The sequence below is a fragment of the Alistipes sp. UBA1686 genome (assembly GCF_002320215.1).
Taxonomy (GTDB): Bacteria; Bacteroidota; Bacteroidia; order Bacteroidales; family Rikenellaceae; genus Alistipes; species Alistipes onderdonkii.
The window spans coordinates 137883-157998 of sequence record NZ_DCKA01000021.1 but is presented as its reverse complement, the minus strand read 5'-3'; the positions used below and the strand labels follow the sequence as shown (position 1 = coordinate 157998).

Genomic DNA, 20116 nt, shown 5'->3' with positions numbered 1-20116 from the left:
TTATGCGTTGATCATCATCGGCATGAGCAGCATGAGCGTCGCGCTGGTCTGCTTGTCGTCGTAGACGGGTTTGAATACGCCCGCGCGGGTCGAGTCGGCCAGTTCGACCACCACGGTCGGGGTGTCCATGTTCGAGAGTATCTCGACCAGGAACGTCGATTTGAAACCGATCGAGATCGGCTCGCCGTCGTAGCTGCACGTGATGGTCTCGTTGGCCGAAACCGAGAAGTCGATGTCCTGCGCCGTGAGGTTGATCCGGTTGTCGCCGATGTCCATGCGGATCAGGTTGGTGGTCGGGTTCGAGCAGACGGCCACGCGCTTGATGCCGTTCACCAGCTCGATGCGGTCGACGAGCACCTTGTTGGGGTTGTTGGCCGGGATCACGGCGTTGTAGTTCGGGTAGTTGCCCTCGATCAGGCGGCATACGAGCGTGTGGCTCTTGAGCTTGAACATGGCGTTCTTCGAGTCGAAGCTGACCTCGATGGCGTCGTCCTCCTTCAGGAGCACCGATTTGAGCAGGTTGGCCGGTTTCTTGGGCAGGATGAACGATGCGCCGACCTCGTTTTCGGCCTCGGACTCGTATTTCACGAGTTTGTGCGCGTCGGTTCCCACGAACGTCAGTGCCCCGGGTGCGAGGTTGATGTAGATGCCGTTCATCACGGGGCGCAACTCGTCGTCGGCCGTGGCGAAGATGGTCTTGTTGATGCCGTTCACGAGCATGTCCACATCCAGCCGGAGCTCCTTCTTCTCGGCGCTCAGCTGCGGCACGGCGGGATAGCTCACGGCGCTGGCGCCGGGGATCGAGAGCGAACCGCTCTTCCAGTTGATCGTTATCTCCCAGTTCTTGTCGTTGACGTCGATGGTCAGCGGCAGCTCGGAAAACTCCTTCAGCGAGTCGAGCATCAGTTTGGCGGGAGCCGCGATGGTGCCCTCGCTTTCCACACTGTCGACCGTGATAGAGCCTATGAGCGTCGTTTCGAGGTCGGAAGTGGTGACCTTCAGCTCGTTGCCATTGAGCTCCATGAGGAAGTAATCCAGGATGGGCAGCGTGTTTTTATTGCTGATAACCTTGCCGGTTGTAGCCAGGAGCGAAAGCAGGGCCGAGCTTGATACTGAAAATTTCATACGTTGTTTCCTTTCTTTTATTTTCTGTTATATGGATTGCTTATTTCAATACTGCCAATTTGTCGAGCGCCGTCGAGATCATTTTGCGCACGAAGGGCTTGTAATCGGTGTCGACATTCTGGGCGATACGCTGTGCGATGATCGTGCAGATGGTCGCGGCGCGGTGTCCCATCAGGGCTGCCAGGCCGGCCAGCGCCGAGCCCTCCATCTCGAAATTGGTGATGCGGCGGCCGTGGTAGCCGAACGATTCGATCTTCGCGTTGAGTTCGGCGTCCTGCGGTTCGAGGCGAACCCAGCGGCCCTGCGGCGCATAGAAGCCCGGGGCGGCGATGGTGATGCCCTCGCGCGTCACGTCGCTGAAATGCTCGAAGAGCGTCTTGTCGGCGTCGATGAAATAGGGTTTGGGCAGCAGCTCGTTCCAGCCGACATGCTCCATGAAAGCCTTTTCGATCTCCAGGTCGCAGACCTCGTTGCGCCCCTTGTAGTAGTTGAGCAGGCTGTCGAAGCCTACCGACGTGCGCGAGAAGACGAACTCCCCCACCTTGATATCGGGCTGGATGGCCCCCGACGTGCCGAGCCTGACCAGCGTGAGCTGCCTTTTGTGGGCCTTCTCCTGCCGGGTGGCGAAATCGACGTTGGCCAGCGCATCGAGCTCCGTGACCGAGATGTCGATGTTGCCGATGCCGATGCCCGTCGAGAGCACCGTCATGCGTTTGCCTTTGTAGGTGCCGGTCACCGTTTTGAATTCACGGTTTGCGACTTCGCACTCTTTCGTATCGAAATGTTCCGCCACGAGGGCCACGCGGCCCGGATCCCCGACGAGGATCACCGTATCGGCCAACTGCTCCGGAAGCAGGTGCAGATGGAAAATGGAACCGTCGTCGTTGATAATCAATTCGGAAGCTGGAATCGTTCTCATAATAGTCGTTTTTAAATTTTCATAATTGGCATAAAAGTAATATATTTACCTCGAATATCAAAACTTCGAAGGGAATTTTTCATAAATATATGTATAGCGGAAACTCCGCATCAAAGCCTTGAAATATGACATTGATTAAATCCATTTCCGGCATCCGGGGCACCGTGGGAGGGGCCCAGGCCGGGAACCTGACGCCGCCCGACGTGGTGAAGTTCACCACGGCCTACGCCCGTCTGGCCGCCCGCCGTAACCCGGGCAAAAAACTTACCATAGTCGTCGGCCGCGACGCCCGGATTTCGGGCGAGATGGTCGCCGACCTGGTCGAAGGCACCCTGCTGGCGTGCGGTGCGGATGTGATAAACGTCGGCCTGTGCACCACGCCGGGGGTCGAGATGGCCGTCATCACGCACAAGGCCGACGGCGGCATCATCATCACCGCCTCGCACAACCCCCGCCAGTGGAACGCCCTGAAGCTGCTCAACGCCGACGGGGAATTCCTCAGCGACGCCGAGGGGAAACAGGTGCTGGCGATGGCGGAAGAGGAGGATTACGAATACCCCACCGTCGACGGCATCGGGCGCGTCCTTTCTCGCGAGCCGTTCAACGAACGGCACATCGCGCAGGTGCTGGCGCTCCCGCTGGTCGATGCCCAGGCCATCCGTGCGCGCCGCTACAAGGTCGTCGTGGACGCCGTGAATTCGGTGGGCGGCATCGTGATGCCCGAATTGCTGCGACGACTGGGGTGCGAGGTCGTGGAGCTGAACTGCGACCCCACGGGCGAATTCGCCCACAACCCCGAGCCGCTGCCGGAGAACCTGACCGAAATAGCCGGGGTGATCCGCCGCGAGAAGGCCGACCTGGGGATCGTCGTGGATCCCGATGTCGACCGGCTGGCACTGGTCAGCGAGGACGGCTCGATGTTCGTCGAGGAGTACACGCTGGTGGCTGTGGCCGACTACATCCTCACGAAGCACCCGGGCGGGAACACCGTTTCCAACCTGAGCTCGTCGCGGGCGCTGCGCGACGTGACGGAGCGGCACGGCGGCAAATATTATGCTTCGGCCGTCGGCGAGGTGAACGTCGTGGCCAGGATGAAGGAGGTGGGCGCCGTGATCGGCGGAGAAGGCAACGGAGGCGTGATCTACCCGGGGCTGCACTACGGGCGCGATGCGTTGGTGGGAACGGCACTCTTTTTGACATGGCTCGCACAGACGGGGATGACCATGACGCAGTTGCGTGCGACCTATCCGGCATACTATGCGTCGAAGAATAAAATCGAGCTGACACCGGCGATCGACGTGGATAAAGTGCTGCGTGAGATAAAGGAATGTTATGCCGATGAGAACGTGAACGATACGGACGGGGTGAAAATCGACTTCTCGGAGAACTGGGTGCACCTGCGCAAGTCGAATACCGAACCCATTATCCGGGTCTATACCGAGGCGAAGTCGATGGCTGCGGCCGAGGCGCTGGCACAGCGGTTCATCGGAGAAATCAAGGAAATCTGTAAAATATAAACAGTTTAAACGAAACGACTATGAAGAATAAAGTCATGATCCTCGCGGCTGCGATAACGCTTGTCGCCTGCGGGGGCAACCAACAGAAAAAGGCGGTATCTGAAAAGGTCAAAGCGGATGCCGTGAAGGTCGACATGCACGATGCAGAGAGCTCGCTCGACTACCAGGGGACATACACCGGGGTTTTCCCGGCGGCGGACTGCCCGGGGATCGACATGCGCCTCACGCTGAAGAAGGACGGCACTTACAGCCTGCACATGAAATACCTGGATCGCGACTCGGAATTCGACGAGAAGGGCGCCTACAAGGTGAAGGGGAACCTGCTGACGCTGACCCCGATGGACGGGCAGCCGGAGTACTACAAGGTGGAGGAGAACCAGGTGCGCAAGCTCAATGCCGACAAACAACCCGTCACGGGGGCGCTGGCCGAAAATTACGTATTGAAGAAAACCGAATAAAACCCTTGCCGGATGGATAAAGTAAAAAGTTATATAGAAGCCAATAAAGAACGGTTTATCAGCGAGTTGTTAGACTTGCTCCGCATTCCTTCGATCAGCGCCCAGAGCGAGCATAAGCCCGACATGACACGGTGCGCCGAATGGCTGGCCGCGGCACTCGCAAAGGCGGGCGCCGACCGCACCGAGGTCTTCCCGACGGAGGGCAACCCGGTCGTTTACGCCGAGAAGATTGTCGATCCCAAGGCCAAGACCGTATTGGTTTACGGCCACTACGACGTGATGCCCGTAGACCCGCGCGGGGAGTGGCGCACGGAGCCTTTCGAGCCGGTCATAAAGGACGGCCGTATCTGGGGGCGCGGTGCTGACGACGATAAGGGGCAGCTGTGGATGCACGCCAAGGCATTCGAGGCGATGTGCGCCATGGAGAGCCTGCCCTGCAACGTGAAATTCATGCTCGAAGGCGAGGAGGAGATCGGCTCGCCGAGCCTCTACAAGTTCTGCGAACAGAACAAAAAAATGCTCAAGGCGGATATAATATTGGTGTCGGACACCTCGATGATCTCGATGCAGACCCCGTCGATCACCTGCGGCCTGCGCGGGCTGGCCTATATGGAGGTCGAGGTGACGGGCCCCGACAAAGACCTCCACTCGGGGCTGTTCGGCGGCGCCGTGGCCAACCCGGCCAACGTATTGACGCGCCTCGTGGCGCAGCTCGTGGACAAGGACGGCCGCGTGACGATCCCCGGGTTCTACGACGATGTGCGCGAGCTGACGCCCGCCGAGCGCAAGGCGTTCAACAAGGCCCCGTTCAGCCTCGCGGGCTATAAGAAATCGTTGTCGATCGGCGATGTGGAGGGCGAAGCGGGTTACACGACGCTGGAACGCACCGGCGTACGCCCGTCGCTCGACGTCAACGGCATCTGGGGCGGCTACACCGAGGAGGGAACCAAGACGGTGATCCCGTCGAAAGCCTCGGCCAAGATCTCGATGCGCCTGGTGCCGAACCAGGACTACCGCAAGATCAGCAGGCTGTTCGAAAAATATTTCAGGTCGATAGCGCCCAAGAGCGTGAAGGTCAAAGTGAAATCGCTGCACGGCGGTATGCCCTACGTGGCACCGACCGACATGCCGGCCTACAAGGCTGCCCAGAAGGCCATCGCCGAGACCTTCGGCAAGAAACCCCTGCCCTTCTATTCGGGCGGTTCGATCCCGATCATCAGCGGGTTCGAGTCGATCCTGGGCATCAAGTCGCTGCTTATCGGTTTCGGGCTCGCGGAGGACGCGATCCACTCGCCCAACGAGAGCTACGGGCTGGAGCAGTTCGACCGGGGCGTGGAGACCATCCCGCTGTTCTACAAGTATTTCGCAGCGGAGAAATAGCGCCATGTACGACGAATTCCTGGATTTCATCTTCCCGCTCGCAAAGGGGGCCGGGGAGATCCAACTCGCCTACTTCCGGGGCAACGACCTGGGGATAGAGACCAAATCGAACGCGTACGACGTGGTGACGCGGGCCGACAAGGAGAGCGAAGCCTACATCGTGCAGGCGATCCTCGGCCGCTATCCCGGTCACGGGATACTGGGCGAAGAGGGCGGCGTAATGGGCACGACGGGGAGCGATTACCGCTGGGTGATCGACCCGCTCGACGGCACGACCAATTACAGTCAGGGGCTGCCGATCTTCTCGGTGTCGATCGCACTCCAGCACAAGGGGGAAACCGTCGCCGGGGTGGTCTATGCACCCTACCTCGGGGAGCTGTTCTGGGCGTCGAAAGGCGGCGGGGCTTACATGAAGAGCCGTTCAGGCGAGGTGAAGCGGCTGCAAGTCTCCGCCAAGCAGACCCTCGCCACGTCGGTGCTCGCCACGGGCTTCCCTTACGACAAGGATGTCAATCCGGACAACAACAGCGACAACGTCGCGCGGATCGTACCCTATGTGCGCGACATACGGCGGCTGGGATCGGCGGCCTATGACCTGAGCTGCATCGCGGCGGGGCTGCTGGACGGCTATTGGGAGCTGGATTTGCACGAGTGGGATGTCTGTGCCGCGAACCTGATCGTGCGGGAAGCCGGGGGCGTCGTCTGCGATTTCAGGCGCAACCGCGGCGTATCGCAGGCCGCGGGCAACGAGGTGCTCGTCGGGGAGATGCTCAAATATATCCGATAGGCCGGGCGGCGGGACGCTGAGACGGCAGATAATTGTTACGGGGTGCGGACATGCGGTCTGCATCCCGTTTTTTTGCGGGCGGAGGCATTTGCCCGTTTGCGACAAATGGCGCAAAATTATGCCCGGATGTCCTTTTTTATTTACGGCGGGAATCTGTCTTTAAAATTTTTTCTTATTTTTGGCAGGATAAAAATTTTGAGAACGAATGTGTGGGATTGTAGGATATGTCGGGGGACGCGAGGCCTGCCCGGTTCTGTTGAAGGGTTTGCACCGGCTCGAATACCGCGGATACGACAGCGCGGGGGTCGCCATGGTCGGCAAGGACGGTGCGCTCAACGTATACAAGTGTAAGGGCAAGGTCTCCGACCTGGAGCATTTCCTCGAGGGCAAGGAGCTGGGCGGAAGCATCGGCATCGCGCATACGCGCTGGGCGACGCACGGCGTGCCGAACGACGTGAACGCCCATCCGCACTACTCCGAATCGGAGAACATCGCACTGATACACAACGGCATCATCGAGAATTACCGGGTGCTCAAGGACGCGCTCGAGGAGAACGGCTACACGTTCCGCAGCAGCACCGATTCCGAGGTGCTCGTGAACCTGATCGAGTACATCCGTACCACGGGCGGCTGCACGCTGCTCGAAGCCGTGCAGCAGGCCCTGCGGCAGGTCGTAGGCGCCTATGCCATCGCCGTGATCGAGAAGGGCAACCGCGACGAGATCATCGCCGCGCGCCAGAGCAGCCCGATGGCCATCGGCATCGGCGAAGGGGAATTTTTCCTCAGCTCGGACGCCGCTTCGGTCATCGAATACACGCAGGATTTCGTCTATGTAAACGACGGCGAGATTGCCGTCATCAACCGCCATAAGCCCCTCAAGATCGTCACGCTCGACAACCACGAGGGCCGGGTCGATATCAAGAAACTGCAGATGAGCATCTCGCAGCTGGAAAAGGGCGGCTATCCGCATTTCATGCTCAAGGAGATATACGAGCAGCCCAAGACCATCGTAGACTGTATCCGCGGGCGCATAAGCCCCGACACGTACGAGGTGAAGCTGTCGGGCGTGATCGACAACCGCGGGAAATTCCTCGCGGCCCGCCGCATCGTATTCGTGGCGTGCGGGACATCGTGGCATGCGGCGCTGATCGGCGAGCACCTGATCGAAAATATATGCCGGATCCCCGTGGAGGTAGAGTATGCTTCGGAATTCCGCTACCGCAACCCGATCATCAATGCCGACGACATCGTGATCGCCGTGTCGCAGTCGGGCGAGACGGCCGACACGCTGGCCGCCGTGGAGCTGGCCCGCAAGGCCGGGGCATTCGTCTTCGGCATCTGCAACGTCGTGGGATCGTCCATCGCCCGGGCGACCGACTCGGGGGCATACATCCATGTAGGGCCCGAGATCGGCGTGGCTTCGACCAAGGCCTTCACGGGACAGGTGACCGTCATGGCGATGCTGGCGCTGGCCGTAGGCCGCGAAAAGGGCACCGTGACGGAAGAATATTACCGCGAAGTGGCGAAGGGACTGCTGGAGCTGCCCGCCGTGCTGGAGGACGTGCTCGGGCTGGGCGACCGGATCGCCGACCTCTCGAAGATATTTACCTATGCGCACAACTTTATCTACCTGGGGCGCAGCTACAACTACCCCACGGCGCTCGAGGGGGCGCTCAAATTGAAGGAGATCTCCTATATCCACGCCGAGGGCTACCCCGCCGCCGAGATGAAACACGGCGCCATCGCGCTTATCGACAACGAGATGCCGACCGTGGCGATCGCAACGCCGGACAACACCTACGAGAAAACGGCCAGCAACATCGAGGAGATCCGCGCCCGGGGCGGCAAGATCATCGCCGTGATCGCCCGCGACGACACGCATGTGCGCCGCAGTGCCGACTATACGATCGAGGTGCCGGTGGTCACCGACTGCCTGATGCCGATCGTCGTGTCGGTGCCGTTGCAGCTGCTGGCATATTACATCGCCGTCAACAAGGGCCGCAACGTCGACCAGCCGCGCAACCTGGCCAAGTCGGTGACGGTGGAATAACCTCCCGGCGCGGCCTGCCGGAAAAGAGCTGTCTGGACGGCTGTGCGAACCGACCCGCCCGAGAGATCCAACCAACGGAAACCCCCGCAGTCAAGGAAGTCTGCGGGGGTTTCTCTACACACAATTATCATTAACCTAAAACTGCGTCAGTCGTCGTAGCCGTTCGGCTTGGCCTTCCATGCGGCGGCGAAGACCGCCGTGCCGACAAGCGCCATGCCGACCAGCGTGTAGAGCGCTACGCTCCAGTCGGTGTACTGCACCAGCATACCCATCCCCCAGCCCGAGACGATCGTACTGCCGTAGCCGAACAGGCCGCAGAAACCGCCTGCCGTGGCGGCGGCGCGCTTGGTGGCGATGTTCGCCGCGGCGATGCCGACGAGGGCCTGCGGGCCGTAGATGAAGAATCCGGCCGACATCAGGATGGCGATGGCAACGGCCAGCGGCGTATGTTCATTGAGGGTATAGAGCCCCACCAGGCAGAGCGCGGTCATCAGCATGCAGATCACGCAGGTGCGGGGCGCGCGGCCGCCGAAGAAACGGTCGGTGGCCCAGCCTGCGGCGAGCATACCCGCGATGCCGGCGATTTCGAATGCCGCGACCGTCCATCCGGCGTGGCTGATGTCCATGTGGAGGTGCTCCTTGAGCATCGTGGGCCCCCAGTCCAGCACGGCGAAGCGCACGATGTAGACGAAGAAATTACCCACGGCGATGATCCAGATCGTCGGGTTCAGGAAGACCTTGCGGCGCAGGAACGCCTTGTGTTCGGCTTTTTGCTCGGCCTTGGTATGCGGTTTGGCGTCGGCCGGGGCCGCCTTGCCGGTCTTCAGTTCGGGCAGCCCTACCGACGAGGGGGTGTCGCGCACGAAAGCCCAGACGACGGCGGCGCCCAGGATGGCGATCGTCGCCGGGAGCAGGAAACACCAGCGCCAGTGCTGCGAGAGGATCGACGAGGCGTCGAACCATGCGCCCCAGTTCAGGCTGACGACGTAGCCGCAGAAGATGATGGCCAGGCCGGCGCCGATTGAGTGGGAGGTGTTCCAGACCGACATCTTGGTGGCGAGCCGCTCGGGGACGATCCAGTGGGTCATCAGCCGCGTACAAGGCGGGACGCCCATGCCCTGGAACCAGCCGTTGAGTACCCAGAAGATACCCAGCGCCAGCACCGACGAACTGAACCCGAAAAGCAGGTTGCAGATGCCGCAGAAGACGAGCCCCGTCACCAGGAAATAGCGTGCGTTGCTGCGGTCGCCCCAGATGCCGTTGAAGAATTTGGAGAGCCCGTAGATCAGCCCGTGGAGCGTGAGGAACAGGCCGAGGTCGGATTTCGAGATGCCCATCTCCTCGTTGAGATAAGGCATGGCGATGCTCAGGTTCTTACGCACGAAATAGAAGAGCGCATAGCCGAAGATGCACATCGCCATGGTGCGGAATTCCCAGTATTTGAAACGCTTGACCTGTTGGTCGGTCATGCCGTCATAGGCCGGATTGAGTTGTTTTGCAGACATTTATTCAGGTTGGTTCGGGTTTTACTTCAGGTTGGTGCGGTGGCTGCGCATCGCAGCTTCCTGCAGGGCGTGGATCGCATCGCGCGACCACGGCAGGCCGATGAATTCCGACGGGTAGTCGGTCTCGATGATGTCGGGTTCGGCGACCAGCTCGCGCAGGTAGGCCACACGGCGGTCGTAGGGGTTTTTCACCTTGTCGGACGAGCCGGTGATCGAGGTCATCGTCATGACGCCCTCGGCGTGCAGCAGGTCGTAGACCGGTTGCAGGTCGGGGTTTACGGCCAGGCGGATATAGGCCATGATGTATTTCCAGGGGATGGGCGATGCGTCGTAAGCCCTGAAATGTTCCATCGAGCTGATCTCGACGCAGAACATGACGTTGCGGATGCCGTGCTCCCAGTAATAGAGCGCCTCTTCGACGGAGCGGACGCTCAGCATGATGTTGTGGTACATCGACCAGTCGCCGCCCGGCTGCAACTGCTTGATATAGTAGTCGAGGCTGGCGCGGCGCACCTCGTCGCTCACGCCTCGGGTGTTGATGTACTTGTTGTCGAAATTGAAGACGACCTTGTCCTTGCCCCATTCCAGCAGGTCTTTCAGGCGCGGGATCTTGTAGGGGGTGACGTTGCGGTCGCGGTCTACGAGGCAGAACTGTTGCAGCTCTTCGTAGGTATAGTCGGCCACGCGCCCCTTGCCGGTGGTCGTGCGGTCGATCGTCAGGTCGTGCATCAGTACCATGACGCTGTCGCGGGTGAAGCTGAAGTCGACCTCGAAGAAGGTCGGCATCATCGACAGCGTCTTTTCGCACGATTCGATGCAGTTTTCGGGATAGCCGGGCATCATGCCCCCGCGGTGTCCGCTGACGATGATGTCACGGCCGGGGTCATAGGTGAAATAGGCTTGCAGTTCTTCGATCGACCCGATCCGCACGGCGTGCGGTATCGGGGCCTGGGCGCACGCGGGCAGCACGGCGGCGCAGCATACGGCCAGGAGCAGGAGAAGGGGGCTCGGTCTTTTCATTGTGCTTCGGGGATTTTGGCGATGATACGTTCCACTTCGTCGTAGGCCTGTGCGGCGAGCGGCAGCAGCGGGTCGGTGTCGGGAAGGGAGGCGATGCGGGCCAGGGCGGCCTTGACACCCTCTTTTTCGACCAGACGGCGCATTTCCACGCTCTGCACGTCCTCGGGGTTGTCGTAATGCAGCGCGGCGCCGACGCCCAGCAGCAGGTCGGGCGTGCCGATACCGTAGCGGCGGGCCGTGAGGATGGGCCTGACGAGGCGGTCGCCTGCCGAAAGCTTGCGCAGCGGCTCGCGTCCCACGCGGGTCACGTCGTCGCAGAGGTAGGGGTTGCGGAAGCGCCCGATGATCTTGTCGATATAGGCGAAGTGGGCGTCGCGGTCGAAGCCGTAGAGCGCCACCAGCCCCCGCCCGCTTTCGCGCATGGCGGCTTTCACGATGGTATGGATATGTTCGTCAGAGATGCTCTGGCAGATGGTCATGTAGCCTTTCATCCGTCCCAGGTAAGCCGTGATGGCGTGGCCGGTATTGAGCGTGAAGAGCTTGCGCTCGATATAGGCGATCAGGTTGTCGGCCGGATTCATGCCGGGGATTTCGGGCACGGCGCCCTTGAATGCGGCGCGCTCGACGTTCCATTCGAAGAAGCGTTCGACGACCACGTCGATCGGGTTCTCGCTCTTGACCGGCGGCACGATGCGGTCGACCGAGCAGTCGGGGAAGCCGACGTACTGCTCGCACCAGTCACGCTGGGCCTCGTCGAGGTGCTTGAGGACAGCCTCCCGGAGCTGTGTGGTGGCGCGGACGCCGTTTTCGCAGGCGATGACATTGAGCGGCTCGGTGACGCCTGCATCCCTGCGTGCGGCGATACCCGCCGCGATGGCCCCGGCGATGCGGGGCAACACGGTCAGCCCCACCGCCGTGGTGACGAGTTCCGCCCCGGCGATCTGGGCGGCAAGTTCCGGGCTCCGGGAGTCCATTGCCGAAATGTCGGTAATGCGCATCTGCTCGCAGACCGTGTCCATGATCTGAACCGTATAGGCCCTGTCCGAGTTGATCCTCGCGACGACCTGTTCGTTCACATCGGCGAATACCACATGGTAGCCCGCCTGTTCCAGCACGGCGCCGATAAATCCGCGGCCGATGTTCCCGGCTCCGAATTGAATAGCTTTCTTCATTGCATTCGTGGTTTAAATATGGCTTCTGTAACAAAATACCGTATCGGTTGCCGCGGCCCGTCGCAGCGCTGAGCCCCGGCGGCGTATGCCCTGCGCCCTATTCCCAGAATATGCGGGTGTAATACCTGCCCTTGCCGAGGATGCAGTTCGTAAATTCGACCTCCTCGCCCTGTGTGATGTCGATGCGCAGCACCTGCCCCGCATAGACGGGCATGGGATAGTCGTAGGAGGCCGGACGGACGGCGAAACGCAGGTCGGACTTGTTGGCGATCTCGAACGTGCGTTTGGTCTTGCTGACCTGGCGTATCTCGCGGATTTCGAGCGCAGCGTCTATCATCTGGCCGATGTACTCCCCGCGCCCCATCAGGTTGCCGTCGAAGCAGGCCAGGGCCCGCCCGGCGAGGAGCGCTTCGTGGATCGCCCCGGCCGTGCGGGCGGTGGCGAAGACCAGGGTCATCGGACGGCTGCCGCGCACGGGATAGATGCTCCCGCTCATATAATGTATGTCGCTGTTGGCGAACGGCACGAGGCCGTACTGAACCGCGTAGTCGAATGCGCGGGGATAGGATTCGGTCTTGTTGAACACCTCGACGCCACGGAGTTTGCTCTGGGCGATCAGGCGTTCGTGGACGGGATAGATGTCGCTTTTCCGGTCGGGGTAGCCGGGATGGTTCCACAGCAGGAAGGCGCCCTGGCGGCAGGCTTCCTCGACGGCCTGCATCTCGTCCTCGACGTCGAGTTTGTCGGCATCCCGGATAAAGAGCGTGCAGATGTGCCCCAACGGCTTCTTGCGGGTGATTTCCGCACCGGGGATCACGATCATCCCGATCATGTCGCCGCGTGCCTTGGCCAGTTCGTAGGGTTTATTGAGGCCGCAACGGATGATGTCGGCGTTCTTGTGCACCTCGATGTGGTCGGTCATGGCGATCGCGTCCAGTCCGTCGTTCCACGCTTCGTTGACCCGGCCGACGGGCCACACCTGTCCGTCGGAGATGTCGGAATGGACGTGGAAATCGCATTTGAGCGTGATATAGCCGCCGATGTCGGGTATGCGGAGGTATTGGCGGTAGTTCTGGCGGCTGACGGCCTGATGGACGTGGACATCGTCGTTATGCAGTTGTGCGGCGGCGGTCAGGGCACAGAAAAGGGCAAAAAATGCGAGGGTAAGGTTTTTTCTCATCGGTCGTGTAGTTTGGTCGTGTCATATTAAATACAACCGATCGCGGGAAACCACCTAACCGGATTACAAAAAAATTAAAAAAGGCACCGGACATTGTTTCGTTCGGCGAGAATGTTTATTTTTGTACCGAATCTGATTATCCGATGGAGAAAATCTCGCTTATATCACGGGTTCGCGCGGGCGACCGCAAGGCGTTCGACGAACTGTGCCGGAAATATTATGCCATGCTGGTTTCCTATGCCCGCCTGTTCCTCAGAGACGACTGGGCCGAGGACGTGGTGCAGGACGTGTTCTACAACGTATGGCAGCGGCGGGAGACGCTCGACGATTCGAACTCGCTGTACAAGTACCTGCTGCGTTCGGTCTACAACCGCTCGCTCAACTACCTGGACAAGAACAGGCGCGCCGGCGAATACGGCGCCTACTACCGGGAGCGCATCGCCGCGCTGGGCAGTTCGTACTATGCACCCGACAACAGCCCCGTCGTGCAGAAACTCTACAACGACGACCTGCGCGCCAGCCTCGATGCGGCCATCGAGTCGCTGCCGCCCAAATGCCGCGAAGTGTTCCGTCTGAGCTACATCGAAGACCTTTCGAACCGCGAGATCGGAGAGCAACTGGGCATTTCGCCGCGCACGGTGGAAAACCATATGTATGCGGCGCTCAAGCAACTGCGCCGGAAACTCTCCAAGGAACAACTGTTGTTGCTGCTTTCGCTGCTCTTCATGCGGGGCGTATAGGCCGGAGAGGCACAGACCCCAAGGCGTCGGGATACATAGTATCCCGGCGCTTTTTCGTTTGATCCTGCTCCCGATTTTTTCAATTTCCGGTAAGTGGTTTGAGCGGGTCGGCTGTATGTATCTATGAACACCGCCTAAACTACTCGACCGATGGAAACGACATTTCCGAAGGCGCCTTCAGCCGCCGACCACACCCTCATTTGCAGAGGTGCCATAAATTTGATATATAAGTATATCGTATGATTTACCTGCATGATGGCTTTAAGTATGTTTTTCTGCCGTCAGAGCCGGTGCGCGACAGCCGTACGAAAGGTTTGCCCGCGCCGGGCAAACCCTGCAACCCGTATTTCCACCAACCAAATATTTCTTAACCAACAAAACAAAACCATGCGAAAAATTTTTCTTTTCACAGCAGCAATGCTGGCGATCGCAGGCTGTTCGGAGGACAACACGCATCCGAAGGTATCCCCCGTGGACGAACCTTCGGCGGATGCCGTGACGATCCTCGCGACGATCGATGCGATCCCGTCCGCTACCGGGGACGGCGAGGCGTATGCTCCCCTATGGCAGGAAGGCGACCAGATCGTCGTCGGCTACAAGGGGATCTCTTATGTGTACGAAACCTACGACGCCGGCAACGGTGTCGAGTTCCATCCGGTGGCCCTTTCGCTGCCCGCGGACGCTCGCGGCGAAGTGACGGCCTATTTCAAGGCCGTCGACGGCGTATTCGCGGTCGGTGCCGACCAAACGGGCGCTACCCTGCCGATGTATGCCTATGCGGCCGATGCCGCACCCGCCCAGGGCAGCCTCGGCCTGCACTTCAAGCCGCTGGCTTCGGTGCTGTCGCTCACGATCGGCGAGGAGGCTTCGAAGACCATTTCGAAAATCACGCTCGAACCGGTCGACCCCGACGGTGTGGAGGGGCACCTGGCCGTATCGGAGGCCGTGGTCGATCCCCGGACGGGTGCGGTGACTGTCGGCGAGGATGCCGCGGTGTCGGACATCCTTACGATGGAGATCGGCGAAATGTCGCTGGTGCAGGCCCAGACGGTGAATTTCCTGACCGCCAGCGGTACGAAGGTGGACGGCGGGCTGAAGGCGACGATCTCCTGTAAGGACGGGAGCGTCTTCGTCAAAAACCTGTTCGAAGGGCAGGAAGTGGCCTTTGCGGGGAACTGCGTCGGAGCCGTGACCGAGCTTTTCTTCCGGCTGAGGATCGCCACCTATGAAGACATGGTGAACTTCGCGCAGGAGTGTGCCGACGACAACGGCGGTGCCATCGTCGACCTCCAGGCCGACATCGACATGCGGAATGTCCCGTGGACGCCGATCGAGAATTTCACGGGGACGTTCAACGGCAACGGCCACCGTATCTACAATATCAACGTATCGACCGACGGGCGTTATGCCGGGTTCTTCGCCTATGCCAAGGGGGCGATCTCGGATGTGGTTTTCGGGTCGAAGGACGGCACGTCCTATGACGGGACGAGCCGCATCGAGCTCAAATACAGCGCCGACACCGATACGTGGTGTTATGCGGGCATCGTCGCACAATCGAACAATACGCTCACCGGCGTGACCAGCTTCGTACCCGTGACCGTCTCGGCGGATTCCCGATGCAAGTCGCGCACGGGCGGCATCGTCGGCAGCCTGTATAACGGGAAGATGAGCGGCTGCAGGAACTACGGCGCGGTGAGCAACGTGGCGACGGCGGGCGTGGCGAGCTATGTGGCCGGTATCGCGGGCATCGTCGACGGCTCGGGCGACGCGGCCGGGGCGATCACGCTGGACGGATGCCACAACCACGGCCCGGTGATGACTTCGCTCGGGCTGGGCAACGCCGTGGCGGGAATTACGGCCTCGGTGATGAAGACCGCGGTCAATACGACCATCAGCAACTGCACCAATGCGGGCGAGATCCGGTTCGACAACGCGGGCGCGTCGGCAGCCCACCGCATCGGCGGTATCGTCGCCTATATCGTGGACAGCTGCCCGACGCTGGTGATCGACAACTGCACCAACAAAGGCACCGTCGTCTCGAACATGAACGGCAACTGCTTCATCGGCGGGATCGCGGGCGTGAACTATGCGGCAGCGATCCGGGATTGCACGAACGAAGCCGAGGTGAAATTCGTGCAGGCCAATGCCGCAGGCGCGGGTTACCTCTGCATCGGCGGCATCGCGGGGCAGACGTACAGCGGGGCGAAGGTCACGGGATGTGCCAACAGGGCGGCCGTCAGCTCCGACAAACTGCAGGTGACCCGCATCGGCGGTATCGTCGGTACGCACAACGCCAGCACGATAGACGACTGCTCGAACAGCGGCGACATCACCCTGGCCTATACGGCGACGGCCAACAACTGGGAGGCCGCAGGCGGCATCGTGGGTTTCTACGACGGCACGGACGGCACGGCGGTGACCAATGGCTGCACGAACAGCGGCAAGGTCTCGGCAACGGTAAATTCCAGCAACGCCAATATCGGCGCCGGAGGCATCGCGGGCATCATCAAGTCGGGCAATGCGACCAACAACACCAACCACGGTGCGGTCTCGATGCACAATGCCCAGGCGGGCAAGAGCTCCTATGCGGGCGGCATCGTCGGCTACGACTACAATACCAAGGACAAGTCGGCCGTCACGGGCAATGTCAACAACGGTGCGGTACAGGCCACCGTCGAGGGCACTTCGGCGCTGCTGGCGGCCGGGGGCATCATCGGGCGCAACGACGTGGGCGCCGTGTCCGGATGCAGGAATTTCGGCGCGGTGGCATGTGCGCTGCATGCGGGGGCGCTCGTGGGCTGGAACAAGAAAAGCGTGGAGGACAGCGCCGCAGGCGGTTCGGTGAACGGCACGGCACTCACCGGGACGAACTATGCGGAACTGGCGGTCGGCTTCCAGGACGGGGGCTCGTCGTCGGGCATCACCTTCGGGGAGAAATAGCCCGGCAAATCATTAATTACTTAACTGAAAGAAACCTATTATGAAAAGAGTCCTTACGACACTTTTGAAAAGTGTATGTATAATTGCTCTGGTGTTGGGCGGGATGGACGCGCAGGCGCAGGGCAACCTCGTAACGGGTGCGGTCAGGGATGCGAAGGGCGAACCGGTGATCGGCGCCACCGTCATCGTGAAGGGAACCGCAACCGGCGCGACATCCGGGGCCGACGGCCGCTATTCGATCCAGGCGGGCCCCGATGCAACGCTCGAATTCAGCTTCATAGGCTACAAGAAACAGGAGGTGCCCGTAGGCACCCGCTCGGCGATCGACGTTGTGCTCGAAGAGGATGCGCTGATGGTGGACGACGTGGTGGTGATCGGCTACGGCACGCAGTCGCGCCGCACGATCACGGCCGCAGTTTCGAAGGTGGACGGCGAGAAACTCGCCGGCGCACCGGTCAACTCCATCGGCGATGCCCTGAAGGGACGTGTCGGCGGCGTGCGCGTATCGTCGGCCGACAACCAGCCGGGTTCCGACCCCGTGTTCCTGATTCGCGGCGGTTCGTCGATCAACCAGTCGAACGCCCCGATCATTATCATCGATGGCGTGAACCGTGAAATGACCGGCCTGAACCCCAATGACATCGAGTCGATCGAGGTGCTGAAGGACGCCGCTTCGGCGGGTATCTACGGTGCCCGCGCCTCGAACGGCGTAATCCTCATCACGACCAAGAAGGGCAGCATGGCACGGGGCCCGCAGGTGACATTCGAGGCGCAGGCCGCATGGACTTCGCCCGCCGTGAGGTTCGACCTGATGGACGGCGGCGACTACCTGCGCACGATGCGCACGATGCTGAACGAATACCCTTCGACCTACGCCTACGGCTCGGGCATCCTGACGGGCGCCAACTCCGCCGGTATCGGCAACGGCGACAATTCGGTGTGGACGCCCAAATTCGTGGATACGCCGGCCGATGTCCCCGCAGGCTGGAAGGTGATGGTCGACCCCATCGACCACTCGAAACTGATCGCCTACCAGGACAACGACCAGCAGAAGCAATGGTTCGACGACTCGTACTGGATGAACTACTACGTCGGCGTGAACGGCGGCAACGACAAGGTGCAGTATGCCGCGTCGGCCGGCTACACGAAGGACGGCGGCATCGGCATCAACACCGATTTCTCGCGTTTCACCTTCCACGGCAACACCTCGTTCAAGATACTCAGGAACCTGAAGGCGACGACCGTGTTCGACTACTCGGAAACGAAGGGCAACACGCTCCCCTCGTCGGGTATCGCCACCTACTGGACGACCGTGGGCCGCGGCATGTTCATGCCCGCCACGCACCGCGACTACCTGGACGACGGCACGCCCGCCCAGGGAACCAACAACACGACCATCTCGGCCGCATGGTTCGACCGTTACTATACGAGCAACTACACGGCACGCCGCATGACGGCCAATTTCAACCTCGAATGGGAAATCGTCGACGGGCTGCGCGCCGTGATGCAGGTTGCCAATCACAACTATTACAGGATCGACAACCAGCGCCTGGCGGGCAACGCTATCTCCAACCAGCGCCGCACCTACGAGAAGTGGGGGCAGACCAACCGCTTCAGCACGCAGGGCTACCTGAACTACCGCAAGACCTTCGCGCAGGATCATGCGATCGAGGGCACGGTCGGGTTCGACTACATGAAAAACACGGTCAACGGCCTTTCGCTGACGGTCACGGGCGCCGATTCGGACAAGGTGCCGACGCTGGCCGCAGGGACGGACGCCACGGGCTGGGCGGACACCAACACCAACGAGGCGCTCTCCTCCTATTTCGGGCGCCTGAACTACGACTACAGGAAGAAGTACCTCTTCATGTTCACGTTCCGCGCCGACGGCTCGTCGAAATTCGCCGAAGGAAACCGCTGGGGATATTTCCCTGCGGCGTCGGCCGGCTGGGTGGTCTCGGAGGAGAAATTCTGGAACGTGCGCAATTTCAACAGCTTCAAGATACGCGCCTCGTACGGCCTGACGGGTAACAACTACATCGGCCTTTACGATGCCTACGGAGGGTTCGGCGCAACGTCGATCTACAACGGCGCGAGCGCCATCCTGCCCACGGCGCTGCCCAACATGAGGCTCAAATGGGAGACCACCCACCAGCTGGACATCGGCGTCGACATGGGATTCTTCAACGACCGCATCCGCCTGATGGCCGACTATTACAACAAGAAGACCACCGACCTGCTCTTCAGCGTCACGCTGCCCGATACGTCGGGTTACGGCTCGGCCCGGCAGAACGTCGGTTCGGTACGCTTCTACGGCGCCGAGGTGGAACTCTCGACGGTGAACATCCAGAGCAAGAACTTCACCTGGACGACCGACTTCACCTACTCGTTCAACATGAACAAGGTGTTGTCGCTCCCCGACGAGTACAGGTACAAGGACGTCGACGGCAAGGATGCATGGCGTATCGGCGGGTACACGATGTCGGAGACGGGATTCCGTTTCGGCGGCACGGCCGTCGGCGAACGCATGGGGCGCATCTACGGCTACAAGACCGCCTACATCATCGAAACCGAGGCGCAGGCCGACGCGGCGCTGTACGACGTCAATTCGCACGGCATCCGCCGTTCGGACGGCCGTTCGATCGCCGGCCGCAAGGACATCGGCGACTACGAATGGCTCAACCGCGCCGGGTCGGCGCGTACGGCGGACGGCAGCGAGCAGATCAACGACGAGGACATGTTCCTGCTGGGGTACGTGACGCCCCACTCCACCGGCGGTATGAACAATACCTTCAAGTACAGGAATCTCTCGCTGTCGGTCTACGTCGACTATGCGCTGGGGCACTCGGTCTACAACTACATGTATACGCGCGGCCTGCAAACCTCGATGGGCAACTGCAACTGGAACCTCATCTACGATGCGAACGACTGCTGGCAGAAGCCGGGCGACAACACCAAGTTGGCGCGCCTGTCGGCCAACGACGCCGACGGTGGCAACAAGAACTATTCGCGCATCTCGGACATCAGCGTGCAAAAGGGCGATTACCTCTGCCTGCGCGACGTGACGCTGTCGTACAGCTTCCCCAAGCGGTGGATCGGCAAGCTCGGGCTGGGCAACCTGACGGTCTCGGTATCAGGCAACACGCTGGTGTACTGGACGAAGGTCAAGGGCGTGTCGCCCGAGTCGGCGGTTGCCGCCTCGGGATCGAGCACGGGCATGTACAGCGTGGTGAATACCAGCTCGGCCGATTATAGCATTTACCCGCCCACGCGCAAGGTGATGTTCAGCCTGAAGGCCACGTTCTGAACGGGATGATTCTCAA

General features: G+C 60.8%; 14 protein-coding genes. 8 read left to right on the top strand and 6 right to left on the bottom strand.

The features are described from left to right. A complete protein-coding gene (dnaN, locus tag B3C38_RS10720; protein ID WP_141405617.1) occupies positions 1 to 1125 on the bottom strand; it encodes a DNA polymerase III subunit beta in 1125 nt (374 codons plus the stop codon). A gap of 40 nt (positions 1126 to 1165) precedes the next feature. Continuing rightward, positions 1166 to 2044, bottom strand: a complete 879-nt coding sequence (locus B3C38_RS10715; RefSeq protein WP_286727060.1) for a nucleoside phosphorylase — start codon at positions 2042 to 2044, stop codon at positions 1166 to 1168. A 125-nt stretch (positions 2045 to 2169) separates the two neighbouring features. Between B3C38_RS10715 and glmM the strand changes: the two genes are divergently transcribed. From glmM to glmS, 5 genes are all read left to right on the top strand, one after another. Continuing rightward, positions 2170 to 3561, top strand: coding sequence for a phosphoglucosamine mutase (gene glmM / locus B3C38_RS10710; RefSeq protein WP_286727059.1), 1392 nt, complete (start codon positions 2170 to 2172; stop codon positions 3559 to 3561). A gap of 20 nt (positions 3562 to 3581) precedes the next feature. Then, complete coding sequence (locus B3C38_RS10705; RefSeq protein ID WP_055201883.1) at positions 3582 to 4019, top strand: copper resistance protein NlpE; 438 nt, start codon at positions 3582 to 3584, stop codon at positions 4017 to 4019. Between the two features lie 12 nt (positions 4020 to 4031). Beyond that, positions 4032 to 5399 (top strand): dipeptidase, encoded by a 1368-nt coding sequence (locus tag B3C38_RS10700; protein WP_286727058.1) that lies wholly within the window; start codon positions 4032 to 4034, stop codon positions 5397 to 5399. A gap of 4 nt (positions 5400 to 5403) precedes the next feature. Beyond that, positions 5404 to 6186, top strand: coding sequence for an inositol monophosphatase family protein (locus B3C38_RS10695; protein WP_286727057.1), 783 nt, complete (start codon positions 5404 to 5406; stop codon positions 6184 to 6186). Between the two features lie 205 nt (positions 6187 to 6391). Then, positions 6392 to 8236 carry a glutamine--fructose-6-phosphate transaminase (isomerizing) gene (glmS, locus tag B3C38_RS10690; protein WP_286727056.1) on the top strand — a complete coding sequence of 615 codons (1845 nt, stop codon included), beginning with the start codon at positions 6392 to 6394 and terminating at the stop codon, positions 8234 to 8236. Between the two features lie 146 nt (positions 8237 to 8382). On the opposite strand, the gene B3C38_RS10685 is transcribed toward glmS, so the two are convergent. From B3C38_RS10685 to B3C38_RS10670, 4 genes are all read right to left on the bottom strand, one after another. Beyond that, entirely contained in the window at positions 8383 to 9741 is a 1359-nt protein-coding gene (locus B3C38_RS10685; RefSeq protein WP_278718997.1) for an MFS transporter, read from the bottom strand. Between the two features lie 21 nt (positions 9742 to 9762). Then, positions 9763 to 10761, bottom strand: a complete 999-nt coding sequence (locus B3C38_RS10680) for a glycerophosphodiester phosphodiesterase family protein (RefSeq protein WP_055210269.1) — start codon at positions 10759 to 10761, stop codon at positions 9763 to 9765. Further along, positions 10758 to 11933, bottom strand: coding sequence for a mannitol-1-phosphate 5-dehydrogenase (locus tag B3C38_RS10675; RefSeq protein ID WP_032135683.1), 1176 nt, complete (start codon positions 11931 to 11933; stop codon positions 10758 to 10760). Before B3C38_RS10675 ends, B3C38_RS10680 begins: the two co-directional genes overlap by 4 nt. Before the next feature lie 97 nt (positions 11934 to 12030). After that, the gene (locus B3C38_RS10670; RefSeq protein ID WP_286727054.1) at positions 12031 to 13113 is read right to left on the bottom strand and encodes a PHP domain-containing protein; all 1083 of its coding nucleotides are present in this window, start codon (positions 13111 to 13113) and stop codon (positions 12031 to 12033) included. Between the two features lie 143 nt (positions 13114 to 13256). On the opposite strand from B3C38_RS10670, the gene B3C38_RS10665 reads away from it, so the two are divergent. The 3 genes from B3C38_RS10665 to B3C38_RS10655 all read left to right on the top strand — a co-directional run bounded on the left by B3C38_RS10665 (position 13257) and on the right by B3C38_RS10655 (position 20100). Next, entirely contained in the window at positions 13257 to 13853 is a 597-nt protein-coding gene (locus B3C38_RS10665) for an RNA polymerase sigma-70 factor (protein ID WP_022333208.1), read from the top strand. A gap of 387 nt (positions 13854 to 14240) precedes the next feature. Next, positions 14241 to 16793 carry a GLUG motif-containing protein gene (locus B3C38_RS10660; RefSeq protein ID WP_286727053.1) on the top strand — a complete coding sequence of 851 codons (2553 nt, stop codon included), beginning with the start codon at positions 14241 to 14243 and terminating at the stop codon, positions 16791 to 16793. Positions 16794 to 16833: 40 nt separating this feature from the next. Next, a complete protein-coding gene (locus tag B3C38_RS10655; protein ID WP_286727052.1) occupies positions 16834 to 20100 on the top strand; it encodes a SusC/RagA family TonB-linked outer membrane protein in 3267 nt (1088 codons plus the stop codon). Positions 20101 to 20116: the final 16 nt, after the last annotated feature.